This window comes from Nitrosomonas halophila (assembly GCF_900107165.1).
In the GTDB taxonomy this organism is placed as follows: domain Bacteria; phylum Pseudomonadota; class Gammaproteobacteria; order Burkholderiales; family Nitrosomonadaceae; genus Nitrosomonas; species Nitrosomonas halophila.
Map to the genome: position 1 here is coordinate 1 of NZ_FNOY01000030.1, position 26,579 is coordinate 26,579.

General features: G+C 51.8%; 22 protein-coding genes. 6 read left to right on the forward strand and 16 right to left on the reverse strand.

The window, feature by feature from the left end:
• Nucleotides 1-240: 240 nt before the first annotated feature.
• The 4 genes from BLV85_RS08230 to BLV85_RS08245 all read right to left on the reverse strand — a co-directional run bounded on the left by BLV85_RS08230 (nt 241) and on the right by BLV85_RS08245 (nt 5,227).
• Nucleotides 241-1,563, reverse strand: a complete 1,323-nt coding sequence (locus BLV85_RS08230) for a putative O-glycosylation ligase, exosortase A system-associated (protein ID WP_090414136.1) — start codon at nt 1,561-1,563, stop codon at nt 241-243.
• An 11-nt stretch (nt 1,564-1,574) separates the two neighbouring features.
• The gene (locus BLV85_RS08235) at nt 1,575-2,384 is read right to left on the reverse strand and encodes a hypothetical protein (RefSeq protein WP_090414140.1); all 810 of its coding nucleotides are present in this window, start codon (nt 2,382-2,384) and stop codon (nt 1,575-1,577) included.
• Between the two features lie 115 nt (nt 2,385-2,499).
• A complete protein-coding gene (locus tag BLV85_RS08240) occupies nt 2,500-2,850 on the reverse strand; it encodes a hypothetical protein (RefSeq protein WP_143032307.1) in 351 nt (116 codons plus the stop codon).
• Between the two features lie 157 nt (nt 2,851-3,007).
• Nucleotides 3,008-5,227 (reverse strand): right-handed parallel beta-helix repeat-containing protein, encoded by a 2,220-nt coding sequence (locus BLV85_RS08245; protein ID WP_176973977.1) that lies wholly within the window; start codon nt 5,225-5,227, stop codon nt 3,008-3,010.
• A gap of 438 nt (nt 5,228-5,665) precedes the next feature.
• Between BLV85_RS08245 and BLV85_RS08250 the strand changes: the two genes are divergently transcribed.
• Complete coding sequence (locus BLV85_RS08250) at nt 5,666-6,457, forward strand: polysaccharide deacetylase family protein (protein ID WP_245725143.1); 792 nt, start codon at nt 5,666-5,668, stop codon at nt 6,455-6,457.
• Between the two features lie 14 nt (nt 6,458-6,471).
• Here BLV85_RS08250 and hrpA read toward each other — a convergent pair whose 3' ends face one another.
• The 4 genes from hrpA to BLV85_RS08270 all read right to left on the reverse strand — a co-directional run bounded on the left by hrpA (nt 6,472) and on the right by BLV85_RS08270 (nt 13,850).
• The gene (gene hrpA, locus BLV85_RS08255; RefSeq protein WP_090414147.1) at nt 6,472-10,224 is read right to left on the reverse strand and encodes an ATP-dependent RNA helicase HrpA; all 3,753 of its coding nucleotides are present in this window, start codon (nt 10,222-10,224) and stop codon (nt 6,472-6,474) included.
• A gap of 2 nt (nt 10,225-10,226) precedes the next feature.
• The gene (locus BLV85_RS08260; RefSeq protein ID WP_090414149.1) at nt 10,227-10,706 is read right to left on the reverse strand and encodes a hotdog fold thioesterase; all 480 of its coding nucleotides are present in this window, start codon (nt 10,704-10,706) and stop codon (nt 10,227-10,229) included.
• A gap of 18 nt (nt 10,707-10,724) precedes the next feature.
• Nucleotides 10,725-11,834: a 3-deoxy-7-phosphoheptulonate synthase gene (locus BLV85_RS08265; RefSeq protein ID WP_090414152.1), complete on the reverse strand. Its 1,110-nt coding sequence runs from the start codon at nt 11,832-11,834 to the stop codon at nt 10,725-10,727.
• 363 nt (nt 11,835-12,197) lie between these two features.
• Nucleotides 12,198-13,850, reverse strand: a complete 1,653-nt coding sequence (locus tag BLV85_RS08270) for a MutS-related protein (RefSeq protein ID WP_090414154.1) — start codon at nt 13,848-13,850, stop codon at nt 12,198-12,200.
• 155 nt (nt 13,851-14,005) lie between these two features.
• Here BLV85_RS08270 and BLV85_RS08275 point away from each other — a divergent pair, with 155 nt between their 5' ends.
• Genes BLV85_RS08275 through BLV85_RS08295 form a run of 5 tightly spaced genes read left to right on the forward strand, consistent with a single transcriptional unit; the run spans nt 14,006 to nt 18,799 of the window.
• Nucleotides 14,006-14,572 (forward strand): DUF2062 domain-containing protein, encoded by a 567-nt coding sequence (locus tag BLV85_RS08275; protein WP_090414156.1) that lies wholly within the window; start codon nt 14,006-14,008, stop codon nt 14,570-14,572.
• Nucleotides 14,573-14,578: 6 nt separating this feature from the next.
• On the forward strand, nt 14,579-15,736 hold the full coding sequence (locus BLV85_RS08280) for an efflux RND transporter periplasmic adaptor subunit (protein WP_090414159.1): 1,158 nt from the start codon (nt 14,579-14,581) through the stop codon (nt 15,734-15,736).
• Nucleotides 15,733-16,404 carry an ABC transporter ATP-binding protein gene (locus tag BLV85_RS08285; RefSeq protein WP_090414161.1) on the forward strand — a complete coding sequence of 224 codons (672 nt, stop codon included), beginning with the start codon at nt 15,733-15,735 and terminating at the stop codon, nt 16,402-16,404. Before BLV85_RS08280 ends, BLV85_RS08285 begins: the two co-directional genes overlap by 4 nt.
• A complete protein-coding gene (locus BLV85_RS08290; protein ID WP_090414163.1) occupies nt 16,401-17,603 on the forward strand; it encodes an ABC transporter permease in 1,203 nt (400 codons plus the stop codon). The genes BLV85_RS08285 and BLV85_RS08290 overlap by 4 nt, the downstream gene beginning before the upstream one ends.
• Entirely contained in the window at nt 17,600-18,799 is a 1,200-nt protein-coding gene (locus tag BLV85_RS08295) for an ABC transporter permease (RefSeq protein ID WP_090414165.1), read from the forward strand. Before BLV85_RS08290 ends, BLV85_RS08295 begins: the two co-directional genes overlap by 4 nt.
• Nucleotides 18,800-18,826: 27 nt before the next feature.
• On the opposite strand, the gene BLV85_RS08300 is transcribed toward BLV85_RS08295, so the two are convergent.
• The 8 genes from BLV85_RS08300 to BLV85_RS08335 form a co-directional block, all read right to left on the reverse strand.
• Nucleotides 18,827-19,333: a hypothetical protein gene (locus BLV85_RS08300; protein WP_090414167.1), complete on the reverse strand. Its 507-nt coding sequence runs from the start codon at nt 19,331-19,333 to the stop codon at nt 18,827-18,829.
• Nucleotides 19,334-19,364: 31 nt separating this feature from the next.
• Nucleotides 19,365-19,889 (reverse strand): cytochrome P460 family protein, encoded by a 525-nt coding sequence (locus BLV85_RS08305; protein WP_090414169.1) that lies wholly within the window; start codon nt 19,887-19,889, stop codon nt 19,365-19,367.
• 167 nt (nt 19,890-20,056) lie between these two features.
• Nucleotides 20,057-20,824: a lysophospholipid acyltransferase family protein gene (locus BLV85_RS08310; RefSeq protein WP_090414171.1), complete on the reverse strand. Its 768-nt coding sequence runs from the start codon at nt 20,822-20,824 to the stop codon at nt 20,057-20,059.
• A 2-nt stretch (nt 20,825-20,826) separates the two neighbouring features.
• Complete coding sequence (gene gmhB / locus BLV85_RS08315; protein ID WP_090414173.1) at nt 20,827-21,366, reverse strand: D-glycero-beta-D-manno-heptose 1,7-bisphosphate 7-phosphatase; 540 nt, start codon at nt 21,364-21,366, stop codon at nt 20,827-20,829.
• 32 nt (nt 21,367-21,398) lie between these two features.
• Nucleotides 21,399-23,549, reverse strand: coding sequence for a glycine--tRNA ligase subunit beta (gene glyS / locus BLV85_RS08320; RefSeq protein ID WP_176973978.1), 2,151 nt, complete (start codon nt 23,547-23,549; stop codon nt 21,399-21,401).
• Nucleotides 23,546-24,469: a glycine--tRNA ligase subunit alpha gene (gene glyQ, locus BLV85_RS08325; protein WP_090414175.1), complete on the reverse strand. Its 924-nt coding sequence runs from the start codon at nt 24,467-24,469 to the stop codon at nt 23,546-23,548. Before glyQ ends, glyS begins: the two co-directional genes overlap by 4 nt.
• Nucleotides 24,470-24,511: 42 nt before the next feature.
• On the reverse strand, nt 24,512-26,008 hold the full coding sequence (gene lnt, locus BLV85_RS08330) for an apolipoprotein N-acyltransferase (RefSeq protein ID WP_090414176.1): 1,497 nt from the start codon (nt 26,006-26,008) through the stop codon (nt 24,512-24,514).
• Nucleotides 26,009-26,024: 16 nt separating this feature from the next.
• A complete protein-coding gene (locus BLV85_RS08335) occupies nt 26,025-26,390 on the reverse strand; it encodes a DUF6164 family protein (RefSeq protein ID WP_090414178.1) in 366 nt (121 codons plus the stop codon).
• Between the last annotated feature and the right edge of the window lie 189 nt (nt 26,391-26,579).

Genomic DNA, 26,579 nt, shown 5'->3' on the forward strand with positions numbered 1-26,579 from the left:
TCATCTTCTCAGAGATTGGGCGGGGTGCTCCACTATCACCGGCCATGGTCTTACAAAAGGCGCTTTCGGTTACCCACAAATTCTGCCGAGGAGCCCGATATTTAAAGCTGATTCCACCGCAGAAAACGGATATTTTTATAGACTCGTGCAACATTCGGGCTAGAGGTACAGTCTGTTTTTGTCTTGCTGCCACAGTTTTTAATTTTGGCTGCTCTCAGTCTAACGGTAGCAAATACCGATTTAACCAGATGAGTCGTTTTGATGTGCCATCAGTTTTTTGTGAGGTGGACAAGAGGTAACTCCTGTCTCTATCGCTTGATCTTTTAAATCCTGAGACATAACCCATGCTTTTGCTAGCATTACCATTATTAAAATATTGTAAGGCAAGTCAAAATAAGCCAGACTCAGAAAAGCCCCACCAACTGCATACCCAACAAGACTTACTTGGGCCATGGCACCAAGCTGAGCTGCCCACAAAGTATGTGGTGTGCTGCGCGCATTTCTCATCAACCACCCAGCCTCACGAAAGGTAGTAATCCATATGAGGAGAAAGAGGAATAGTCCTATGAATCCGTGATTCCCAAGAATCTCAAAGTATATACTGTGTGCAGCACGAACTATAGTTTCATATTTTCCATAAAGGAAGAAATATTCAGAATATTGGTAGCTCATTCCGGCGCCAAATAATTCATGCTTAGCTACTTCCCATGCCACATGCCAAGCATTTAGCCTTCCGATGGCCGAAGCATCTACCTGATATTCTGAAATAGTCTGCATACGTGTCCACCAGTGCTCGGGGAGCATTGGCAGCATTGCGACTGCGATGATGAAAAAAAGTATTGCCAAAGCTCCTTTATTTGGGCTGCGCCACCAAAAAACACCACTCATTGCAATGATGGCAACTAAGGCTCCCCTGGAATGTGATCCAAATGCAGCAATAACACACAACAGCATTACTATGCTGAGTATATGACGCCATACCTGTCGCGAAACTTGGAGCTGTAGAAAGTGTATAAGCGGGATAATAATAATGAGTGCCAGCGCGAACTCATTGTTTCCCTCGATAAAGGTATCCGGAGGTCCCCATACACGATAGTTTCCTAGTGTAGCGAGTGTAAATGCACCACCCTTTGCGCCCAGTATCGCTAATGAACCGATCATAATCCATGCAAATGTCATGATATGCTCCTTGGTTTGAAGCAACATCAATGTAATGAACGCCATAAAGAAAATCTTCATGGATCGATTCCAGAGCCAGTATCCATCTGCTACATTATGGCTCATTAGCCAGGATACTGTGATCCATGAAACAAAAATAGCGAGCAAAACAACTGGCAATCCCAAAAAGGGGGAGCGTCGTTCCTTGGTGAATACGAGGCCAAGTAATGTTACACCCACAGTGAATGCTGCGACTGGTGCAGTAGCGATAAATCCCCATGCATAGCGATGGGGGTTCATGGTGCTTACCCAGGTCCAAAGCATTACTCCAATCCAAGGACGACGGAACGCGTGCAAGCCAGCTGCCAGGACAATAAGAGCTATGACGATATCGCGTAAAGACACGGTGAGACCAACTATCCTTTGATTCTAGTTATAAGATGCGGGAGAAAGACTGTCATCAAAACTAATCCAATACTACATATAGAAAGAACCCCAAGAATACTGGAAATTAAAAGCTTTGGATCTTCTAGCCAACGGGGACGATAAATCAAGGATGGTTCATCAATGTATCTTGCAAGAAATAAACCAACAAATTGTGTGAGAGAGTTCTTGGCCCAATTAACCGTGACTGGATAGGAATAGTGAATACCATCGGGGCCAAGACGATAAAACGCGACCTTATCCTCCGGGCCGCGTTGCAAAATCAATTCATCTAACCTCGTTTGTAGAATATCGGCGTCGTTACGTAGTGCTTGAATTCCGTAGTAGCGACCATCTGGTGATGGGAAAGAGATATTGTAAATAGGGTCAACTGCTATTGCACCATCTTTCGTTATTGCTTCCACTACGGTATGTCCAAATGCGCAGGTATCACATGGCGAAAGCATTACTAGCGTGGCGGGAACATTTAGTTCATCCAGGATAGCGGCCAATAATCGGGATTTATCAGCACAATCACCGCCTTCTTGCATGATTTGTGTGGGGGTTGGACCGAGTGCCGGAAAAATAAAATAACGATCATTTTTAGCAAAACCACCGGTGCTATATACGAGCGCATTAAGCCGCTCTATATCTTGGGCTGTAATAACATTATCATCCTGTATGACCGATTGAGCGAACGCCAATAACGCTGCATTATCAGATCGCCAATCAAATTGAACATATAATCCGGCTCCAGAGAAGAATAGAGCCAAGAATACTATAACTAATCTTAGTTTGTTCATGATATTCGGCGTAATATGTGATCAGTAGAGGGAATAAGTGAGCTTAGCTAAGACAATTGAAGGTGAGACTTCAAATGTATCGGCATATTTCCTTAATATTTTAATATTCTCAACTTTAGACATCCAGCCCCCATCCTTGCGTCATCCGAGCAGTGACATAAAGTAGCCGGACATGCTTGTTCATCATCACGGGCGCCAGGCTGCGCACCAATACCAGCGCGATAGTCCGCTTGTTGCGATTGCCAGTGGCGGGGACAGAACGGGAAACGATTGGTAACATGCATTTCCTGCCCGCAATGGCACTGCCCGGCGGCTTCTCGGATTGGCGTGGAATTAATGTGTCGTCGATGACCACCTCGAACAAGGTTCCCGCTAGTCGTAGCGTTCGAACATTGCCGCGTTCCATAAGTTTGTAGTAAGCAGTCCAGTGGCAGCCTCTGGTAATGGCGCTGATTGCGCGTGTCACCCAGCCTGACAGGCAAAGACGAACAGTTTGAGCACATAGGACATCGGACACCAAATGAGGAGTTAAAACTCCTTCAGTGGTCGACCACGCGAATTTTTCCTTCTATCAAGTAATTTTTGCTCATTTGTGAATATTTTTTACGTCTCGTATCGCTGCTTCAATTCTGCCCTAAGGACCGATTCTCTGGTGATGAATGTCTAAACTTGAGATTTTTATTCTTTTGGCCCCGATTATTATATGTGGGCGTATTTTCTCTTGGAAGATAAGGATAGTCTGGAAAGCCGGCCGCATGGCGATTTCCATGCCACGTATTCTGAGGTGGAACTTGTTTCGCAGAAAAACCTATGATGGTATTCTCAAACACAGTCGGTTCGGGCACATCGCGCCAATGTACCAATCTACTGTTCCTGCCTAGATCATCAATGATGGTGTTGCCCTGAATCAATGTGCTGTTTTGTGGCCATTGATGGTAATTTGGTCCAGCACCGCCTCTTTGCTCCAGTCCGATACCAATCATATCGTTATTTGAAGTCTTTGGTCCCATCTGCAGAATATTGTTACGGATCACAGTAATGCCGCCATTAGGAACGTCGATCAGTCGACTGTCAACCCCCTCCAGAGAGGCAACAATACTATTTTCAATCGTGGTTTTAGCAGCACGACTCTTTATTTCATGCCCCTGCCCCTTTGATGACAAGAACTTACTGCCCCGAATAATCAAGTGGTCAATATGGTTCGCGTATATGCCGTGCGCAGAGCCACCATGACCCAATCTTTCAAATACACTATCTTCAACAATAATTGTGCTACCAGTGTTATTGCCGGCCAGAACTCCTTGCTGGCCATCATGGAAATACACTTTCTGCAAGGTAAGATTCTTACCTTCCTGACGTATCGCTGCGCCATTGCCGCCACTAACAGCCATACCTGACACTTCCAGGCCTCGAATAAGAGTGTTATTGCCTTTAATTACAAGCGTTGCCTTGCCACCGACAGTTGCATTCTTGAGATGTGCACCAGAAGCCTCAATAGTAATGTTATCAGCCGTGATAGTAGCGCCTTCCCTCCAGATTCCCGGTAAAATGGTGACGATATCCCCATGTCTTGCAGCATTAAAGGCATCCTGAATGCTGGTAAATTTCCGTTCGCCTATCGCAGCACGAGGAACATGAGGATCAAGTAAGGCTCCTGCTTCGGGCGGTGCAGCTTTATAGAGCCAGACATTGCCTCTAGAATGGCCATAAGCTGCAAAAACCTTTACTTCGGATAGATAAATGAATTTTCCAAAGCTGCCATTAGACAGGGATTGATCAGAAGGGGGAGATTTTTTTGTTGGAAAAGAACGAAATTTCTTATCGCTAAAATCCCATGTCCAGATTGTTTTACTACCATCCCAGAACACAAATCGATCATATACTGAATCATACGCCACCCCTTTATTAAATAAATTCGGGATATCTTGTGGCCATCTTTCTACAAGGACAATCCGACCTATCCCATCTGTAGCAGTGATTGCCCGATTCATGCCGGCTCCACGGTCTATCACGTATATTTTCTCGTCCTTTGCTGTCAGAATATTTGCAGTGGTCATATGATCACCAAAATATCCGTAATTCACATCTCTGGCAGATCCATCAGCTGAATATTCTCTCTGATATCCTTTTTGGCCAAATCCAAAAAACCCCCAAAGCACATCTCTCTTCGGGTGAATAATTAAATGAGTCGGAGCTGGCAGGCCTTTATGATTATGCAGCGTCCACTCCTTGGTTTCTGGGTTAAACTCCCAGATTCCTGGTAATGGCGCTTGTTGATCCCCATCCGGAAGATAGCCAGACCCACCACCAACCCACAGGGTTCTAGTCGATGGCCACCACACAACTGCATCATAGGTATGCCGCGATACTGGGCCTATATATGGCCTCTTGGTTTGAGGATCATACGGCGAAGGGGCAGTTAGGCGCTCCCAGGACAGCGTCCGAAAACTGAACCGATAAACTTCGTTTCCACCGTAATCATTATGTCCCCCGCCAGTAAAATACCAGTCATGGTTGATGACATCAAAACCAGCGCCTCCCCAGGCCTGGAACACGCCACTCGGCCCAACAACTCCCCAAAACCCAAACGCCCCTTTGGGTGCAGCAGCCATGATTGAGTCATGCTCGGCACGCGTCACCAAAGGTGCGGATGTATTGGGAATTTCCAGCCATTCACCCGGTTGCATCGTTGAAACCAATTCTCTGAGTCGCTTTAGCTCGCTTTTCTCCTCGGCATGTACACTACTACAGGAATATATGCCGTACATAATCATGAGCGCAGCCATAGCAAGAATGCGGCTATATGCTCGGTATTGATACAAAGATGATTTTTTCATCAGCATGTTACACCTCCGTTTCTTAACCAATGTTATCGCACAATTATCGTGCATTCGACCCATTCTGCTGCAGCATCTCCTTCAATCGTGCGTCCCAAGCGAGGAATCAATGCGGAGTAGCGCGACCTCCATTCATTCCCGCAAAAAATTTCTTAATGCAGGAGAATCGCCGTGAATTTGCCATTATTTCACTATGGCTCACATAGTGAGCCCTCATAGTAAAATATCTGCCAGTCTATGCATATAAATAGATTAGACTGAGAAAATAGCACAAGTATAGAGGCAAAATTTATGAACTTTTTTTCTACGCTATTTCACTCAAAAATAAAGTTATCCATACTCATATATCATCGTGTTTTACCAGAATCAGATCCTTTGTTTGGTTCTGGGGGAGATATTGTTGATTTTGGTTTGCAGTTAAAGTATCTGGTTAGAAACTTTAAAGTGCTACCTCTATTTGAAGCTGTAAACAGATTACGCGACGGCACACTCCCCGCCCGCGCAGCTTGCATCACTTTCGATGATGGTTATGCGGATAACGAAGCGATTGCGTTGCCACTGCTGAATAAATTTGGTTTGCCTGCCACGTTCTTTATCGCGGCTGGCTTCCTCGATGGCGGCAGAATGTGGAACGATACCGTGATTGAATCCTTTCGACATGCCCAGGGAAATACAATTGATCTGCGGGAAATTGATCTGGGTTTGCACACCATCACGACACTCCCCGATCGTCGTCAAGCACTGTTTGCCACCATCGATGCACTTAAGTATATGGATCCCAAGCTCAGGCAAACCCAGGTAGAGAAATTGGCGAACCTAATTGCGGCGGATCTACCGGATGATCTCATGATGACAGCCGATCAAGTCCGCACCCTGCATCGCAACGGAATGGAAATTGGGGGCCATACGATGAATCACCCAATTCTGGCACGTCTTGACGATGCCAGCGCCCGCATCGAAATTGCAGAAGGCAAAGCCAAACTGGAAGCCATTACAGGGGCGCCAGTACGATTTTTCGCCTATCCCAATGGCAAACCAGGCAAAGACTACTTGCCCGCCCATGTTGCAATGCTCAAAGAACTCGGGTTTGAGGCAGCGGTATCGACTGCCTGGGGTGCTGCCCGTCATGGAAGCGATATGTATCAGTTGCCGCGCTTCACCCCTTGGGACAAAAGTGAATTCTTCTATGTGTTGCGCATGCTACGAAACATGATGCAGGCGGTCCAGACTGTATGAAGTAGCATGTTTTGCTACTCATGCACGTTTTCCCATAATTTCTCCAGACGCTTAACTGAAACGGGTGCCGGCGTTTTCAGCTCCTGGGCGAATAAGGAAACACGAAGTTCTTCCAATTGCCAGCGGAATATCTCCAAATTTGGATCATGGATACCCTTCTGGGCATGTTTCTGTAAGCGCTGCAAATACTGTTGCCATAACCTGGCCACAGCTTCCGTTTGCTGGCTATCGCGAGCGGGGTTTTTGCGGAATTTTTCAAGCCGCAAAGTCATGCCCTTAAGATAGCGAGGATAATGCTGCAAGTATTGCCAATGCGTGTGGCTGAGAAAACCGGGATAAATCAGATGCTGCAGCTGCGCTTGCAACGATTCGTCAACACCTTTGTCCAGCTTGCCGATTGAAGCCTTCAGTTGTTTGAATGCCTGATAGGCTGCGGCAATTGTTTCGATCAATTGCGCATAGGCATTTGCGACAACACCCAACCGAGACCTTGCCTTTCCGGTTTGCGCAACAAATTCACCATGGGTGCGTGGCAGCGCATCGTCGCCAAGCAAAGCACGTTCAAGTATCGCAGCCAGTATATCCGCATGCAATTGATCACGCGCAATCAGGCCGCTCAACAGCAAAACAGCCTGCTGATTGACTGGCAAACGTTTTTCCAGTTGTTTGATCCGCTCTCTGAGCGCCAGATATAACAAACGTTTGACCCCCGCCCGCATGCTGCTGTCAGCAGCCTCAAAGGTATCGAACAATCGGATTGCCACACTGTCTTGCTGGTCTACCAAAGCGGGATAGCCTGTCATTGCCATACCGGCGCGTTCGAATGTCAGCTCGCGCGGCAATTCACCAAAATCCCATTGGGTGATGTCCTCACGCTCAATGGCGTGTTTGCCTCCATTCACCTGCTGCGCGAACATCTGTTGGGCAGTACGACCGAATTGTGCCTTCAGCGGCGCAAGTGCTTTGCCTGAACCCAGCTCGTTACCCTCGTCGTCCAATATGCTGTAATTCATTAGCAGATGAGCTGGCAGTGCTTGATCCTCCCATGTATCGAGAGCAGGTTTGCTGCCTGTCTTGGCTTCAACAAAAACGGCCAAATATTCTAGGAGCGGACGGGTTTGAGGGCGTGCATCGAGATCGATCAGGAACTGGGTAACGATATCGGGCAGTGGAATCAAATGTCGACGGATCTGCTTGGGCAGCATTTTAAGATAAGCGGTGACTTTCTCGCGTATCAATCCCGGCACCAGCCGGTCAAAATGAAAATCTTCGAACTTGTTCAATAACGGCAAAGGTATCCCCACGGTCACGCCATCGAGTGGATGCCCGGGATCAAAGCGATAACTCAGGGGTAACAAGTGTCCGTCAATATTGAGGTTTTCAGGAAATTGGATTTCGGATCCTGCATCCGCTGCATGGCGCATGAGCATCTCACGCGTGAGATGCAATGCCTGAGGATTCGATTGCTCTGCCTGTCGGCGCCACTTCTCAAACGATTTTCCATTGTGCACATCCGGCGGAATGCGTGCCGCGTAGAATTCAAAGATTTTTTCTTCGTCAACCAATACATCCTGGCGCCTGGTTTTATTCTCCAATGCCTTGATCTCTTCGATCAGACGGCGATTCTGCTGCAGGAACGGGAGGGGTTCTGCATATTCGCCTGCCACCAGCGCTTCGCGGATAAAAATCTCTCGGGCATGTTCGGGATTGACGGCGCCATACCCTACACGCCGCTTGGGCACGATGGTCAGGCCATAGAGCGTCACCCGCTCGAAAACCATCGGTTGCGCGCGCCGCTTTTCCCAGTGAGGATCGAAATAATGTTTTTTGCAGAGCTTCCCGGCAATCTTTTCCAGCCATGATGAATCGATTGCTGCCACACAGCGTGCATAGAGACGGGAGGTTTCAGCCAGCTCGGCCGCCACGATCCATTTGGGCTTTTTCTTTTTCAACGATGAACCGGGGAAGATGGAAAACTTTATGCCACGTGCGCCCAGATATTCGTCCTCGCCTTCTGCCTTGAAGCCGATGTTACCGAGCAGTCCGGCCAATAACGCGCGGTGTATTTCATCGTAGCCGGCAGGAATTTGATTGGGTCGCAACCCCATCTCTGTTACCAGCGCATGCAACTGGCCGTGAATTTCACGCCATTCACGCATCCTGCGGTGCGAAATAAAGTTGTCCTGGCACTGCGCAATCAGTTTTTTATTCGATTTCTTATGCTTGAGCAGCTCATCGAAAAAATCCCATAATTTCAAATAGCCGATAAAATCCGAGCGCTCGTCACGGAACGGCAGATGCGCCCGGTCGGCGGCCGCTTGTTGCTCGAACGGACGGTCGCGCGGATCCTGCAGGCTGAGAGCCGCAGCGATGATGAGCACTTCAGTCAGACAATTCTCCTGTCTGGCGGCCACAATCATGCGGGCAATTCTGGGATCGATAGGAAACTTCGCCAGCTGCTGACCTACTGGAGTCAGCGCTTTGTTGGTATCGATCGCGCCCAGTTCTGCCAGTAATTGATAGCCATCCGCGATCATGCGCGGCGCAGGTGGCTGAATGAATGGAAAATTTTCCACTTCACCGATCTTCAGCGACTTCATTCGCAAAATAACCGCTGCCAGCGAAGAACGCACAATTTCTGGATCTGTAAAGGCAGGCCGAGTGTTGAAATCTGTTTCCGAATACAAGCGGATACACACGCCGCTCATCACCCGCCCGCAGCGCCCGGCCCGCTGATTGGCTGATGCCTGTGAAATTTTTTCAACCAGCAGTTGCTCGACCTTGTTACGGTAACTGTAACGGTTGATACGCGCGAGTCCAGTATCGATGACATACCGGATCCCGGGCACGGTCAGTGACGTTTCAGCGACATTGGTCGTCAACACGATTCGGCGCCGGTTACTGGGCGTGAACACGCGCGCCTGTTCGGCATGGGATAAACGAGCGAACAATGGCAGGATTTCGACTGCCGGCTTACTCCCGGCATGGCCAAAAGCATGCTTGCGCAGCGCTTCAGCGGCTTCCCGTATTTCCCTCTCGCCCGGCAAAAACACCAACACGTCCCCTTCCCCTATTCCCGTCACTTCATCGATCGCATCCAGGATCGCCTGCTGCAAATCCCGGTCGTCTTCAGAATCCAGATTGAACGGCCGATAAAGGGTTTCGACAGGAAAGAGCCTGCCCGACACTTCGATGACCGGTACATCATTGAAATGTTGGGCAAAGCGTTGGGCATCGATGGTGGCCGAAGTCACAATCAGTTTGAGATCGGGCCGGCGAGGCAGCAACTGCTTGAGGTAACCGAGCAGAAAGTCGATGTTGAGGCTGCGCTCATGCGCCTCATCGATGATGACGGTATCGTAGGCGGACAACAGCGGATCCCGCTGGGTTTCAGCCAGCAGAATGCCGTCTGTCATGAGCTTGATGCAAGTCCCGGCTTCGGTCTGATCAGTGAATCTGACTTTGAAGCCGACAATTTTCCCAAGCGGACTGTTCAGTTCCGAAGCGATGCGTGCTGCCACGCTTCTAGCCGCGATACGGCGAGGCTGTGTATGGCCGATCAGTTTTTTGCGGCCGTAACCCAATTCCAGGCAAATCTTGGGTAGCTGGGTCGTTTTTCCGGACCCCGTTTCCCCGCAAATGATAACGGTCTGGGATGCCTGGACCGCCTGGGCGATTTCCTTGCGCCGTCCGACGACTGGCAGGTCTTCCGGGTAAGCTATGGATAAAGGAAACGGCTGGCGTTTCCCTGGGATGCCGTCTTGCAATACTACCTTTCCACAAATACAGGTGCTTTCTGCGCGCTCAGCGTGCCCTGTTCGATAATGGCAACGGTAAGCCTGGAGACTGCCACCCGTTTACCGGTTGCTTCTTCAGTAATATCGGTCTGCCAGACTTGAATCCGTTTTCCGACATGCAACGGCGTACAGGTTCCGATGACGTTGCCTTGCGTGACAGCCCGGATATGATTGGCATTGATCTCGATGCCAACCGCCCGGTAGGTTTTCGGATCAATGGTCATCCAGGCAGACACGCTGCCCAGGGTCTCGGACAGCACACAGCTGGCCCCGCCATGCAATATTCCAAAAGGCTGAGTGGTGCGCTGATCGACAGGCATGCTGGCTTTAAGAAAATTGGGGCCAATTTCGGTGAACCGTATCCCGACATGCACGCCCATGTTGGCATTGCGCAGACCTTCGAGATAATCCAATGCGTAATCTTTGAACCAGATTGTTTCATTATTGCTCAAGATGATGTCCTCGCCTGATCAGGGTAATGCAACAAATTGCCCGGAAATGTTTGCTTGACCCTCTGCGTGCAAATTCCTGCGTTTCTCAACGGCTTCGGCCAGTTCAAACAGTACATGCTGTGTCGTTTCGAAATCGATACAGCCATCGGTAATGCTTTGTCCATAAACCAATTCCTCTAAATGTTTGCCTTCCGCGTCCTGCCTGCCAGCCACCAAATGGCTTTCGAGCATGATTCCGCAGATCGCGCGATTCCCCGCTGCAATTTGTCCCGCTACATTGGCTGCAACTTCCGGCTGGCGCCGGTAATCCTTATGACTGTTGGCGTGACTGCAATCGATCATCAGATAGGGCGGCAGCCCCGCCTTAAGCAGCGCTTCAACCGCCATGGCGACATTTTCCTGGTCATAATTGGGAGTACGCCCTCCACGAAGGATAATGTGGCAATCCTCGTTTCCCTTGGTCGCAAAGATCGCCGTACGGCCCTCCTTGGTGACCGATAAAAAATTATGTGGACGGGAGGCGGCACCCATCGCATCAATCGCGATATTCAAGTTGCCATAGGTACCATTCTTGAAACCGACCGGGCAGGAAACGCCGGATGCCAATTCACGGTGCCCCTGACTTTCGGTTGTACGTGCGCCAATGGCTGCCCAGCTGATCAAATCCGCCACATATTGCGGACTGATCAGATCCAGGAATTCCGTGGCGGCAGGTACACCGATAATGCTCAGATCCAGCAATAGCTTACGCGCCAGCCGCAACCCTTTGTTGATATGGAAACTGTTGTCGAGATCGGGATCATTGATCAGCCCTTTCCAGCCGATGGTCGTGCGTGGTTTTTCAAAATAAACCCGCATGATGATATGCAGCTGATTCTTAAACTCATGGCGCAGGTGATTGAGCCGGGAAGCATATTCCAACGCCGCATCCACATCATGGATCGAACAAGGACCACACACGACCAATAAACGATCATCTTCCCCGTGCAAAATGTTATGGCAGTCCTGCCTGGCCATGAAAACGGTCTCTGTGGCCTGTTCGCTCATGGGATATTCACGATGCAATTCCACCGGCGGGGTCAGCTCATGCATGCCAATAATACGAAGGTCGTCGGTTTGATATTTCACGGCTAATTCCCTTGAAGATTTTCCAGTTGATGGTCCTGCATCATTAAACAAAGTGGACAAATGTGCGTCTCGCGCATGCGATGTTTGATTATAGGTGTCATGTTCAGGCGGTAATAAATTATCCTGGAAATTTCAATAGGCTATCCATCAGTTATATATGTGATAGCGGTCATCGAAAATTCCAGTGTTATTAAACGTATAATTTTAATGTAATTATCCGTTATTTCCCATGCGAAGATGCAGATAGCGATTATTCGTTCGCCGGCACCGGCCAAAAAAGGGATGATCGTGCAACATCGCCACCACCTGCTTCACCACATGGCAACCAGAACGAATTTTACCGTTATGCCGCCATGGGTGCAGCTATTCCTGCAAGGAAGCCAGATGATTGGCGACATCCTCCTTGCTGAACCCCAGTGCACTGGCTATCCGGTCTGCATGACTGATGCGTGAGATGCCGGGAATCAATCGATGAGTGGGACCCTCTGCCACAAACTCGACTTGCAAATAATTGCCGATCCCCTCCTCCTGCAAGCGTTCACACAATTCATGATTATGTGTCACCAGAATCGTGGTCGCACCAAGCTGGTAAAATCCCTTGAGCACATATTCGGACAGTGTCATTTTTTCCTCAAACGTGGTGCCTTCGGCCAGCTCATCGAGCACAACCAAACTGCGCGGCGTGGAATTAAAGAAGATTTCACGCGTTTGTTTCAGTTCATGCGCAAAGCGTCCCATTCCCTCTTCCAGTTGGCCAGGATCGGGAATTTGATAAAAAATATGTTCGGCCGGTACCAGCCGGGCCTCGGCCACGGGCACATAGGCGCCAGCCTGGCCCAGCAGCTGAATCTGTACTACTGTTTTGCAATAGGCAGTTTTACCTCCGCTATTGGGCCCGGTTACCGCCAATAACCGGTGACTGCCATCGAGCACGATATCATTCGGAACATAGTCGGGTTGTTTGCCGGCGAGTAATGGATTTCTGGCTTGGGCGGCGACCAGTTGGTGCTGGTCACCAGCCAGTATCTGGGGCAGCGCCATCTGTCCATTTGGAGTGTGCGCCTGCTGACGAAAGGCCAGCAATTCGTCGATCATTCCGAGCGCTTCCATGGCCTTTGCCAATTCCTCGCTTTTACGGAACAGTTTCTGCAACGGGTAGATCACCGAATCCCGGTCGGAGGCACTGACCGCCTGCAAGATAATCGGTAATATCGGCACAGCCAGGATCAAAATCCCATAGCCGATATAGCTCGCCCCCAGCTCTTCCAGCATATTCTGGAAGAAATAGAGCAAACCGAGCATGATGGTCAGAAAAAGCGTGATCGGCAGCCACTTGAACATGGAAGGGCGAAATCGTGGAATAGGCAAGTGGCCCGGCTTCTCCTCCCGGGTCAAAAATTTACCCTCCGAAATATAAATCGGTCCATGCATCAAGGCATAAGTGCGCGACTTGGCAAAATCACGGAGTGCTTGCACCAGTGTTTGCAAATACTCACTGCGTGGTGCAGGAAGTGCCTCGGCCTCCTCTACCAGATCGACTGCAAATCCTGTGCCATCGATAAACTGGCGGTAGCCATACCCGCCGAATTCCAGTTTGTCTTTTTTATCTTTCGGATCATCCGTTGTCAGCCCACCCGCAAATTCACCGTACAACAAGTGATAGAGCAATGATTCATCAGGTGCGATTTTCTGGATGAAATGATCCAGTGCATTGCATAAATCGGGATCTGATTCCAGTTCACGCAGGGCCGCCTGCTTTTTTTGCAAGAGCGTCGCATCGGTGACAGGGCGCGCCAGTGACCGGTAAAGTACAGATTGTCCGATCCGGGTCCGTGCGTGGTTGACTTCATCAAACAGCGCATCCACCTCGACGGCAGCGAAGGTTCTGGCATCGATCACGCCATAATCCGTTGAAGTTGGACGCGTATCCCGTATCTGTGCAGGCTGTTTGCCATTAGATAAAATGAAGCTGCCGCGCCAGATGGGTGTTTCAACGGGTAGTGGTGTATCATCCATGGTTTTATTCTCTGATATTAATATTGATTTCATTTGATCATTGCAACTTTAGCCGATTCTGCGGCTTTACGCAGGCATTGTGTTTTCACGGAAACCAACCGCATTTTTTGTTATCAATAATGAATGAATCATCCGAGTCAATAAATTCTTGAACCGTGCCGCGCAAAATTTTTAAAAAATACCTACCGAGCCACGAAAGTATCCAGAAAAATCGGTTTATCAATTTTTTTGGTACCAGGTTACATCATCACAATCTTTGGCATCTCCATCGCCATTCGGTTTCGGGAGGGGTCGCAGCAGGTTTATTCGCGGGATTGATTCCAGGCAGCAATCCTGTTCAGTTCTTCTTCGCCACTTTGTTCGCTGTGATTTTCAAAGTGAATTTGCCGATCGCAGTATTTGTAACGTTGTATTCGAACCCTTTTACTATTGTACCGCTTTATGTCGCAGCGTTTACGCTCGGCAGCTGGGTAACGGGAAGCAGTATTGATAGCTTGCCTCCCCTCGAACTCGACCTGCTGGATAAAGACCTCGCAGAATGGATACCCATCCTGACCGATTATCTGGCTTCGTTTGGCAAGCCATTGATAATCGGACTCGTTCTACTTGCCTCTTTATTGGCGGTAACCGGTTATTTCATCGTACGGGGTTTTTGGCGGTTACATGTCATTCACGCATGGCGGAAACGCGCACAGCGCCGCCAATCTAAAATCAGTAAATAATCCATTATGACGCGTGGAAGTCAAAAGCTGTTCCGCATGGCTGGCATGCTCTCGATAATCGCTGTATTGAGCTATGTGGGTTGGCTACTTACCCGAACCGATCCACAGCCAGTCGAACTGGTGAGTACCGAACGGGGCACAGTCGAAGCGACTGTCATCAATACCCGCGCCGGCACAATCAAGGCATGCCGGCGGGCTAGGCTGTCACCGGCAGCCGGTGGGCAGATTATCAGCCTGCCAATCAGAGAAGGCGACCGGGTCGAGTCGGGACAGGTTCTGCTGGAATTATGGAATATTGATCTGGTTGCTCAAAAAGAGCTGTCCAAACAGCAGCTTGTCACAGCGATAAGTCAACAGCGCGAAGCCTGTATTCTTGCTGATAATGCCAAGCGTGAATCGATACGCACGCAACAGCTTGTTGCCAGGGGATTCGTCAGTTCGCAGCGGGCCGATGATGCCGATGCCGCAGCCCAGGCCCGCCAGGCTGCCTGCGCAGCCGCCGCCGCCGAGGTCGAACGTGCACGCGCGCAAATCGCCGTAGTTCAGGCCAGCTTGGAGCGTACCGTGCTGATCGCACCTTTTGCCGGCATTATTGCGCAAGTGACCGGCGAACTGGGTGAATATGTCACGCCCTCGCCACAGGGAATCCCTACCCCGCCAGCCGTGGACCTGATCGATGACAGTTGTTTGTATGTCAGCGCTCCGATGGATGAAGTGGATGCGCCCAAAATCCGAGTGGGGCAGGTGGCACGCATCTTGATCGATGCACTGCCTGGCCAGCCTTTTGAAGGCCATGTGCGCCGCATCGCTCCTTTTGTTACGGAAATCGAAAAACAGGCGCGCACGGTCGATGTGGAAGCCGAGTTCATCAACAATTATACAGACACCCTACTCGTGGGCTACAGCGCCGATGTTGAAGTGATCGTCGATCAACGTGAAAATGTCCTGCGGATTCCCACGCAAGTTATCCGGCAACACAATAAAGTGCTGGTATTGGATTCTGATGACAAACTGGAGGAAAGAACATTAGTCACAGGGTTGGGTAACTGGGTCTTTACCGAGGTGCTCGAGGGATTGAATGAGGGTGAACAGGTGCTGTTTGCCAGTGATGGCGTGGAAGTGACGGCAGGCACGCGCGTCACGCCCAAATCAACCCAGCCATGATTCAGCTTTCAGACATTAGCCGCGTGTTCCAGATGGGTGACCAGGCCGTGCACGCGCTCGATCACATCGATCTCGAAATCAATTCGGGAGAATATGTTTCCATCATGGGACCGTCCGGGTCTGGCAAGTCCACCCTGCTGAACGTGATTGGCTTGCTGGACCGGCCCAACAGCGGTCAGTATTTGCTCGATGGAAGAAATGTCACTGATCTGTCGGAAACCGAGCAGGCACAAGTCCGCCGCGAAAAAATCGGTTTTATATTCCAGTCTTTCCATCTGGTGCCACGCCTGACTGCCGCCGAAAATATCGAACTGCCATTGATTCTGACCGGCATGCCCCCTTCCGAGCGTAAACTACGTGTCCAGGAAACCCTGGATGCCTTCGATCTGGGCAATCGCGCGCAACATCGTCCAGCCGAATTATCTGGCGGCCAACGTCAGCGTGTCGCGATTGCGCGTGCAACCATACTGCGGCCAACCGCCCTGCTCGCCGACGAACCTACCGGCAACCTGGACCATCGCATCGGATCGGAAGTCATGGCACTACTGGAAAATCTGAATCAGGTGGGCACCACACTTATCGTTGTGACACATGATCGCGAGCTGGGTGTGCGCGCGCACCGCCGCCTTGGCATGCGCGATGGCAAGATTGCCGCGGATGAAAAATGAAACTGAATGATACGCTGCGCTTTTCATTCAAAACACTGACCAGTTATCGTACCCGCTCATTCCTGATCATACTGGCAATGGCATTAGGTGTGGCTGCAGTTATCGTGCTGACCGCTCTCGGGGATGGCGCCAGACGTTATGTCGTCAATCAGTTTGCCTCGATCGGCACAAACCTGATCATCGTCTTGCCGGGACGTGCCGAGACAGCTGGCAGCTTCCCGGGCGCTGTCATGGGCCAGACACCACGGGATCTGACCCTGGAAGATGCCCGCTGGGTAGGCCGCTTGGCGGAGGTTAGACGTTACGCACCGTTGAATGTTGGTGCGGCAGAACTGTCTGCTGCGGGACGGTTGCGGGAAGTGACAGTAATGGGCACTACCGCTGAAATATTTCCAATTCGTCATATGAGGCTCGCTCAAGGAGATTTTCTTTCGGCCGCTTCTGCCGGCAGTGCACAAATTGTACTGGGCGCGGCAATCGCCCAAGAATTTTTTCCAGATGGTCATGTGCTGGGTCAGCGGGTTCGCCTGAGTGATCGACGTTTCACGGTTACAGGAGTCCTGGCCGCGCAAGGGCAAACCATGGGCTTCAATTCGGATGAAGTGGTCATTATCCCAGTACGCCAGGCGCAAGCCCTGTTCAATACCAACTCTCTATTCCGGTTGCTGATAGAAGCGAGACATCGCGGTGAAATCGAAGAAGCCAAGCAGGCCATACGTGAAACTTTGATTCGACGTCATGACGGCGAAGACGATGTGACGGTCATCACTCAGGATGCAGTACTCGCCACATTTGATCGGATTTTGCGGGCACTGACACTGGGCGTTGCCGGAATCGCCGTGATCAGCCTTGCTGTCGCCGGGATTCTAGTCATGAATGTCATGCTGGTAGCGGTCAGCCAGCGCACTGCCGAAATCGGCTTGCTCAAAGCGATCGGTACACCGGCAACAGTCATCCGGCGAGTATTCCTGGCGGAAGCGGCCTGGCTATCGTTGACCGGCGCGCTGCTTGGTTTCGTATTGGGGCATATCGGCAGCTTGATGCTGCGCCTGGCCTATCCCTTATTACCCGCCTGGCCACCCTATTGGGCCAATTTTGCAGCCATTTTTGTCGCAGTTCTAACCGGGGTGCTGGCGGGGCTTCTGCCCGCAACTCGGGCAGCCAGGCTGGATCCGGTCCAGGCCCTCAGCAAGCGATGAATGCCCTCGATACCTTGCACTTTGCGCTGCGCGCCTTGTCCGCTCATCCACTGCGCACACTGTTGTCTGCTTCCGGAATCGCGATCGGCATCGCGGCTGTCATTCTATTGACCTCGATTGGAGCAGGCATTCAGCGGTTTGTGCTGGCTGAGTTCACCCAATTTGGCACGAATATCATCAATATCACACCCGGGAAATTACGTGCGCATGGTGCAGCACCCGGCTCGATTGGCAGTGCACGTTTGCTGACCATCGAGGATTCGTTGGCGTTGAGAATTTCACGCTATGCCCGCTATACCAACGCCACCGTAACGGGTAATGCCGAAATTCGTGCAAGTGGCCGCAGCCGGCGCGTCACGGTGTCCGGCCAGGGACCGGATTTCGATAAGGCATTCAACATGCAAGTGGCTACCGGACGCTTCCTGCCAGCGGATGATCCGCGCAATCCACGTGCTTTTGCCGTGCTGGGTGCGAAAGCGCATGAGGAATTATATGGCAATGCCAATCCGCTCGGCTCGATCATCCAGGTGGGAGGGTCCCGCTTCCGGGTGATTGGCGTGATGGCCTCCAAAGGCCAGGTATTGGGGTTTGATCTGGATGATACGGTATACATTCCCACCGCCCGGGCACTGGAAGTCTTCAACCGGGAAGGGGTAATGGAAATTCAGGTGGTTTATCCGCCCGATGCGCCGCTAGACGAGGTTACCTCAGATATCCGGCAGATCATGATCGAACGCCATGGACGCGAGGATTTCACGCTTACTCCCCAGCAGCAGATGCTCAGCACCCTCTCGACCGTGCTGGATGTCCTGACTTTTGCCGTTGCTGCCCTGGGTGGCATTTCACTACTGGTCGGTGCGGTAGGCATGATTACGCTCATGCATATCGCCGTAGCGGAAAGGGTGGCGGAAATCGGGCTGCTCAATGCGCTGGGTGCAACACCCATGCGTATCCGGATCTTGTTTCTGCTGGAATCGACTGCCCTGTCATTTCTTGGCGGAGCAACCGGCTTAATTACCGGGATGGGACTGGCGTGGTTGCTGAAGATGGTGGCCACCGACTTGCCAGTCAGCATTCCGTGGTCTTATGTGATCGGCGCGCTGATCCTGTCCGGCCTGATCGGACTGGCCGCGGGTGTTGTGCCCGCAATGCGGGCCGCCCGGCTCAATCCGGTTGATGCGCTTCGCACCGAATAATTTATAAACCCTGCCGTATCCGGGCTGTCAATGTACTTCGATGCCAGAATCGCAATCATCCGTGGCGATCGCGCTGGAGATCCGGATGGGTTTGTGCGTTTTTCTGATCAGAATGGTTGCCGAAGGATAGCTCAGTGCGGGCAGAACAATGCAATATCCAGTTCTTCTAACTTCCAGCACCTGGATGATGATCTCATCCTCCAGTTCATGCACGCTCTCGATCAACAATCTGTCCCCGATATGCGGCCTCATACCGAGCCCGCCGGCAATCAGCTGAAAATTCTGGAAATCGATGAGGGGAGCAGGTTCAACCTCGTCAAGAATCAAGAGGTTATCAGCCAGCATTTGCTGATACAAGGATTCCCACTCTTCCTGGGTTTGAATGATTCTGATCCACGGGGCATCGCTGCGCAGTGCATAAGGCAGCTTCAAAACGATATGTGAATAAATATCTGCGGCCGAGCCATGAGTGGTGCAAACCACTGCCAGGACAAGAAGGCTGCCGATAAGTGCTCTCAACAACCTGGTTGGCATACCTTCCTCCTGAGCAAAAATAAGTCAGTGATTAATGACTGCTGACAAAATCGACTAATGTTTTATAAGTAAACAAGTGATCCTGCTGTTGTAATGGAATATGGCACTGTACGCAATTGAGATCATTGCTTTTGGGCGTACCGTCGGGATTGTATACGGCAAAACCCCAGTCACCCGCCCGGTTGGCTGGCTGGAAAGCACTGTCCCAGTCATTTCTTTTTTCCATCACGGCAACCCCTGCCAGCTTGTTGATCACGAACAAGCCGCCTTCACCGGTGATGATATCACCCTTGGCATCTTTCTTGGGTTCATAAATCTCCATGATGACAATTGATCCGGGTGCCGCCTCTTCTCCTTTTTTATAACTTTCGACAGCGATCTCATTGGCGTAGAATTTTGCCAGTTGGGTCTGGTTGGCGCGGTTGGCCATGCCATATTGAGTGAAGATTTGCTCGTACCTCTCTGGGTATTTGACGAAGTCTGGATCACCGCCGCCGTGGGCGTAGAATGGTAGCGATAAGCTCATCAGAGCGAGTAATTTGAGACTTAATTTCATTTTTCTCTCCTATTGAGAATAGCTTGATGTGCGTTTTACCGGCACTTTTTATTTTCTCTATGAATGAAAGTATGGGAATCCGGTGTGCTGCGCGATACCCTTTTTCATTATAGCCATACAATCTGGATCTACAAAATCCTCCCGACCGATCATTCTCGGCCTGCAGGCTATTTCTCTTGCTCGCCGGTGCTTGCAACGGCAGGCGCCGCAGGTGCAATCTGATGATTGCGTGTGCTGATACGCTGGGTTTCCGCTTCTATCCATGCTTCGACCTGCGCGATCAGGACTGCCGGCTCAATGCCATCCGGATTGATCGGTTTGCCTATGCTCACGGTAATGACACCCGGGTTCTTGACAAAAGAGTTCTTTCCCCAGAACTCGCCCGCATTATGGGCAACCGGCACAATCGATGCACCGGTATGGGCTGCCAGCCAGGCGCCCCCAATACGATATTTACCTTTGCTGCCGGGTGGCACGCGCGTACCCTCCGGGAAAACCACAATCCAGAATTTCTCTCTCAGCCGCTCCCGCCCCTGCTCCACAATCTGCTCCAGTGCCGCCTTGCCGGCGCTGCGATCGATCGCGATGGGATTGGTCATGGCCAAACCCCAACCAAAAAATGGGATCCGCAACAATTCCTTTTTGAGCACCCAGACCTGCGGCGGAAAAATTTGCTGCAATGCCAGCGTTTCCCAGGCGGACTGGTGCTTGGATAGAATGATGCTGGGGCGATCAGGAATGTTTTCCTGGCCTATGACCCGGTAATGGAGGCCGCAGACTGTGCGCAGCATGAACAGCATCAACCGCGTCCAGCCATAGGTTACGCGGTAACGGCGGTGGACCGGCAAGGGAAAACAGGCGAGCGTAAACAGTGCGTAGGGGGGCGTGATCACAGCCTGCAAGAGTGTATAAATCAAAGAACGCAGCATCGCCATTTTCAAGCCCGTATCACTAAACTGTCGACTGCCGTTGCCAGATCGGGAAAAACCTGGGTGCCCGGTGGCAGATCACCGGCTGCATAAGTGGCTTCCCCCTTGCCGGTCAGCACCAGTATTGGGATCGCTCCCGCCTGGTAAGCGGCCTCCAGATCGCGCAACGAATCCCCAATTGCCGGAACATGGCTGAGCTCGGTGCTGTAGCGCTGCTTGATTTCCAGAAACATGCCTATACCAGGTTTGCGGCAGGTACATTTGTCATTCTGGGCATTTGGGCAGAAAAACAGGGCATCTATCCGCCCCCCTGCCTGTTGCACTGATCGGAACATTTTGTCATTGATCGCATGAAAGGTTGACATATCCAGCAAGCCACGGCCGATGCTGGACTGGTTGGAAGCAATAACAACCCGATAACCCGCATGCGTCAGCCGGGCAATCGCTTCCATACTGCCCGCAATCGGCTTCCACTCATCTGGTGTTTTGATGTAAGTGCTACTCACTTGGTTGATCACGCCATTGTGATCCAGAATGACCAGTTTCATCGCCTTCGCTATCTACCAGTTGCTTGCATCGATTACGCTGCCAGACGGGAAATATCGGCGACACGATTCATCATGGCCTGCAATTTTGCCAGCAAGGCAAGACGGTTATTGCGCAACCGCATATCCTCGGTGTTGACCAGCACCTGATCAAAAAAAGTATCGACAGGCACTTTCAACGCCGCCAGCCTTTGTAATGAAGTGATGTAATCGCCAGCCTGGAAGGCATGTTCAACCTCGGACTCGATATCGGCCAGGGCCTGATACAAGGCCAATTCGGCCGGCTCCTGCAAACAGGCTTGCTCGATGTCAGGGGAAATACTATGCTCAGATTTTTTGAGAATATTACCCACGCGTTTATTGGCGCCAGCAAGGCTCGCCGCCTCAGGCAGTGCGGTGAAGGCGCGGACAGCCGCCAGCCGTTTGGGAATATCGCTCAGGATTTGCGGCCTCAGACTCAAAACGGCTTCGACCTCCTGGGCAGTGTAACCTTGTTCACGCAAATTGCTCGCCAGGCGATCATAAAAGAAATCCTGCAGTTGTTCGCCCAGCTGCGGAGAAGCCGGGCGCCTGTATTCGGATGCCGCTTCCTGGTCCTGCCCGATATGACCATCCTGGAGAATGACGGTGGCTTGCGCCAGCAGGACACTGAGCTCGAGGGGCAGATCCTTTTCGATCAGCATACGGATCACCCCCAGCGCATGCCGCCGCAAGGCATAAGGATCCTTGTCGCCTGTCGGCAGCTGGCCGATGCTGAACATGCTGACCAGGGTTTCCAGCTTGTCGGCCAGCGCCAGACAGATCCCGACCAGGTTGCGAGGCAATGCATCGCCAGCAAAACGCGGCTTGTAATGGTCCTCGATGGCAAACGCGATGCACTCGTCCAAGCCTTCGTGCTGGGCGTAATAGCGCCCCATGATCCCCTGCAGTTCCGGAAACTCTCCTACCATGTCAGTCAGCAGATCAGCCTTGGCCAAACGGGCTGCCTGGTCAGCCTGTCCAGCCAGCTTGCTGCCCTCCAGATGCGCCCCAATCGCGCGCGCCAGGGCGCGTACATACTGGATGCGCAACCCTTGCGAACCCAGTTGATGATGATAGATCACCTTGTCCAGGCCAGGCAGGCGTGAAGCCAGGGTTTGCTTGCGATCCTGATCGAAGAAGAATTTGGCGTCCGCCAACCGTGACCGGATGACGCGCTCATTGCCCGCAATGATCTGCCCCGGATCGGACGGTGCAATATTGGCCACGAGCAAAAAACGGTTGGCCAGTTTTCCATTCGAATCGAGCAAAGGGAAATATTTCTGATTTGCTTTCATCGTTAAAATCAGGCATTCCTGTGGCACCTCGAGGAACGCCTCTGGAAACGTGCCCATCAGTATATTGGGACGCTCCACCAAAGCCGTGACCTCATCCAGTAACGCCTCATCTTCGAGACAGCGCAATTCCTCGGCGCTGGCCGCAGCGGTTAATGCTCGCCATATAGCCTCGCGCCGCCGCGCAAATCGCGGCATGACCGCCCCCGTGGATTCCAGGCACTGCTCGTAGTCATCCGCATGTGCGATCTGCAATGGATGGTGCGTGGCCTCGAAGCGGTGTCCCTGGGTTGCATTGCCGGCAACCAGTCCGAAGGCCTCGATGGGTAGGATTTCTGTTCCATAGAGCGCGACAAGCCCATGCACGGGTCGCACGAAATGCACATTCTGCCAGCCATCGGCCAATTGGTACGTCATCACCTTGGGAATGGGCAACTGCCGGATCGCCTCATCCAGTGCTTTCTGCAAACCGGCCGCGAGCAGAATTCCCGGCATGGTCTGTTCCAGGAACAGCATGTCTGCCTTGCCCTCCCGCAGGGTTTTGAGTGCGGATACCGGGAAGTTCTCCATCCCGAGTGCGGTCAGTTTCTTGATCAAAGCCGGTGTCGCCTGGGCATGTTCATCCAGCCCGACTTTCACCGGCATCAGTTTCTGTGTGACATTTTGATCGGGCGCTTGTGGCAATACGGCAGTGATATGTGCGGCCAGCCGGCGCGGCGAGGCAAACGCGCTAATGACTGTTTGTGCAGTAGTGAGTTTTTGTGACTGCAGGCTGTTTCCCAGCACGCTGGCAAAGGCGTTGCCCAACTTGTCGAGCGACTTGGGAGGCAACTCCTCGGTCAACAATTCAATCAATAGATTCTCGGTTATCATGCGGATGCTGTCTGATCCAGAATATGTGCGACCCATTCTCGGGGTGCAAGAGGGAAAGGTGGCTGCAAACGTGCACGGCTATCGTAATAAGCTTGCGCTACGCGTTTCGCCAAGTTGCGAATGCGGCCGATGTAAGCCGCCCGCTCGGTCACGGAAATCGCATTGCGCGCATCCAGCAGATTAAAGGTATGCGCCGCTTTCAATACCTGCTCGTAGGCAGGCAATGGCAACTGCGCATCCATCAGCCGGTTGGCCTGGGACTCATGCTTGCCAAAGGCAAGCAACAGAAACTCGCTATCGCTGTGTTCGAAGTTATAGGCGGATTGCTCGACCTCATTCTGATGATAGACATCCCCATAGGTGATGCCGTCCGTCCAGACGAGATCGAATACATTCTCGACCCCCTGCAGATACATGGCGAGACGCTCCAGGCCATAAGTGATCTCACCGGTAATCGGCCGGCAGTTGATGCCGCCCACCTGCTGGAAGTAGGTGAACTGCGTCACTTCCATGCCATTCAACCACACCTCCCAACCCAGTCCCCAGGCGCCAAGGGTCGGATTCTCCCAGTCATCCTCGACCAGCCGCACATCGTTGCGCTGCAAGTCCAACCCCAGCATCTGCAAGGAACGGAAATACAAATCGAGAATATCATCTGGCGCGGGCTTGAGCACCACCTGAAACTGGTAATAATGCTGCAAGCGATTGGGATTGTCGCCATAGCGGCCGTCTTTCGGGCGGCGGGATGGCTGGACATAGGCAGCCCGCCAGGGTTCGGGCCCGAGGGCGCGCAAGAAGGTCGCGGTATGACTGGTTCCCGCACCAACTTCCATATCGTAAGGCTGCAGCAGCGCACAGCCCTGCTGCCCCCAATATTGCTGCAGGGAGAGAATCATTTCCTGAAAAGTGGGCGTAGGCATGCAAATTTTGATTTGGTTATCTGATAATGAATTGGCGCAATTCTACAGGGTTTTACGCCCACCGAAAAATGCCAGGCAACTTCCAGCCAGCAGCAACAAAGCAATGAGCCCCAAAATCAGCTTGTTGCCATAACGCACATAAGGCGTGGTCCCGATGAATCCTTGCGCCATGCCGTGTAGCCCGGCCGTGATGAACATATCCAGCTGCGCCACAACCCTGCCCCGCTCATCGATGATGGCGGTCATGCCGGTATTGGTGGCACGCAGCATATAGCGTCCGGTTTCCTGGGCGCGCATCTGTGAAATTTGCATATGCTGCCAGGGACCGATGGAACGGCCAAACCAGGCATCGTTACTCACGTTGACCAGCAAGGTCGCCTCTGGCAATTGCAGAATGATCTCTTCGCCGAATACATCTTCATAACAAATATTGATGGCGACGCGCTGCCCAGCCAGCGCCAGCGGTCGCTGATCCAGGCCGCCGCGCGCAAAATCCGCCAGCGGCATATCCATGACTTCTATGATCCAGCCGAATATCGGCTTGAGGGGAATGAATTCGCCGAAAGGCACCAAATGGTGTTTGCGGTAGTATTGCTCGGGCGAGGTGCCGAAACTGAACATGGTGTTGTAGTATCTGCCGTTACTGGCTGCGTCCTGTTCAGCCATGCCAATCAGGACATCGCCCTGGTTTGCGCGGGCATGTTCGGCAAGCATCGATAAATAGTCTGGCGGCGCCTGCTCACGAAACAGGGGAAACGATATTTCCGGGGTGACAATCAGACGGCTTGGGCTGCTTTTGACCATTTGCACATAAGTCTGCATGGTCGTGGCCAGGTATTCCGGCCGCCATTTTAAATCCTGCGGAATATTGCCCTGCAGCAGGCTGACTGTAACCGGCTTGCCAACCGGCTTGACCCAACTCACCTGCTGCAGCCCCAGACCGATTACCCAGACACTCGCCAGCGCAGCAACAACACGCCGGGCTTGCCGGTTTTCCAGCCAACACGCCAACCAGGCAGCGCTCAACATCAGCAGCAGCGAGACACCATACACACCCACCACCGGGGCAAAACCGGATAAGGGGCCGTAAGGCGCCTGGGAATAGCCGACTGCCAGCCATGGAAAACCGGTAAAGAGCGTACCGCGCAACCATTCGCTCAATGCCCAGAGTGCGGCAACAATCCCAGGCCAGACCCAGGATGCACGCAAGAGCTGAAGCGATGCAATCCAGCCAGTCAGAGCGGGAAACAGCGAGAGATAAGCGCAGAGCACGATCAATGCGAATACGGCCAAAGGCATGGGCATATTGCCAAAATCATGCAGGCTGACATAAATCCAGGTCACCCCCGCACCGAACATCCCCATGCCAAAGGCAAAACCCAGCAATGCCGCCTGGGAGGGCTTGGTGCATTTGCGCCACATCAGCCCCAGCAATGCGAGCGTGAATAACGGTAACGGGAAGATATAGAATGGCGCGAAACCGGGCACGGTCAAACCGCCCAGCAACAAGGCGAGTAATAACTTTCTGGAGATGTTCAATTTAAATTTGGAGCAATTATCTAGTCAGCTCGAAAACAAGCTTGAAAGGAAGATATAACAACACCATGACAATAAAAATGTAGGCAATGAACCCAAGCGGATTTTCCCGGAAACTGTCCCACAGGGTTTTGTGCCTGCCCTCTCGTTTCAGGCGTTCATATTCGGCGCGCACTCTTGCGCTGCGTGCCGCTTGATAGTGATCCAGCAGCGACTTGGCCTGCTGATACTGCGATTCATCCCGCACCCAGATAGCCGGCATGGAAATCCCCCAGTTGCCTGCAGTCGTTTCGTAAAAGTCTATCTGATGTGTTTCCAGCAATGCACGCACTTCTTCGGCTTCGTCATCCGGTACGCCGCGCAATCTGAACAATAATTTCGACATCTTTGCTTATATTTATATAATAGGTTCCGAAAAAATCGTATGCCCGCACGATGCTATGTTGCGCCATGATGACTGTCAAGCGCCGTACCCGTGCAGCGCCTTGCCCATCCGCCGATATGGGCAACTGGCGGGCCACCTCAACACCCGAGAAAATCGGGTATAAAAAATTGCCCGGACGCCCGCTGTGCT

Coding starts and splice junctions, on each gene's coding strand:
- BLV85_RS08235 (WP_090414140.1), bottom strand. CDS start 2,384: ATGAACAAACTAAGATTAGTTATAGTATTCTTGGCTCTATTCTTCTCT.
- BLV85_RS08245 (WP_176973977.1), bottom strand. CDS start 5,227: ATGCTGATGAAAAAATCATCTTTGTATCAATACCGAGCATATAGCCGC.
- BLV85_RS08270 (WP_090414154.1), bottom strand. CDS start 13,850: ATGGATGATACACCACTACCCGTTGAAACACCCATCTGGCGCGGCAGC.
- BLV85_RS08280 (WP_090414159.1), top strand. CDS start 14,579: ATGACGCGTGGAAGTCAAAAGCTGTTCCGCATGGCTGGCATGCTCTCG.
- BLV85_RS08285 (WP_090414161.1), top strand. CDS start 15,733: ATGATTCAGCTTTCAGACATTAGCCGCGTGTTCCAGATGGGTGACCAG.
- BLV85_RS08290 (WP_090414163.1), top strand. CDS start 16,401: ATGAAACTGAATGATACGCTGCGCTTTTCATTCAAAACACTGACCAGT.
- BLV85_RS08295 (WP_090414165.1), top strand. CDS start 17,600: ATGAATGCCCTCGATACCTTGCACTTTGCGCTGCGCGCCTTGTCCGCT.
- BLV85_RS08300 (WP_090414167.1), bottom strand. CDS start 19,333: ATGCCAACCAGGTTGTTGAGAGCACTTATCGGCAGCCTTCTTGTCCTG.
- BLV85_RS08305 (WP_090414169.1), bottom strand. CDS start 19,889: ATGAAATTAAGTCTCAAATTACTCGCTCTGATGAGCTTATCGCTACCA.
- BLV85_RS08310 (WP_090414171.1), bottom strand. CDS start 20,824: ATGGCGATGCTGCGTTCTTTGATTTATACACTCTTGCAGGCTGTGATC.
- gmhB (WP_090414173.1), bottom strand. CDS start 21,366: ATGAAACTGGTCATTCTGGATCACAATGGCGTGATCAACCAAGTGAGT.
- glyS (WP_176973978.1), bottom strand. CDS start 23,549: ATGATAACCGAGAATCTATTGATTGAATTGTTGACCGAGGAGTTGCCT.
- glyQ (WP_090414175.1), bottom strand. CDS start 24,469: ATGCCTACGCCCACTTTTCAGGAAATGATTCTCTCCCTGCAGCAATAT.
- BLV85_RS08335 (WP_090414178.1), bottom strand. CDS start 26,390: ATGTCGAAATTATTGTTCAGATTGCGCGGCGTACCGGATGACGAAGCC.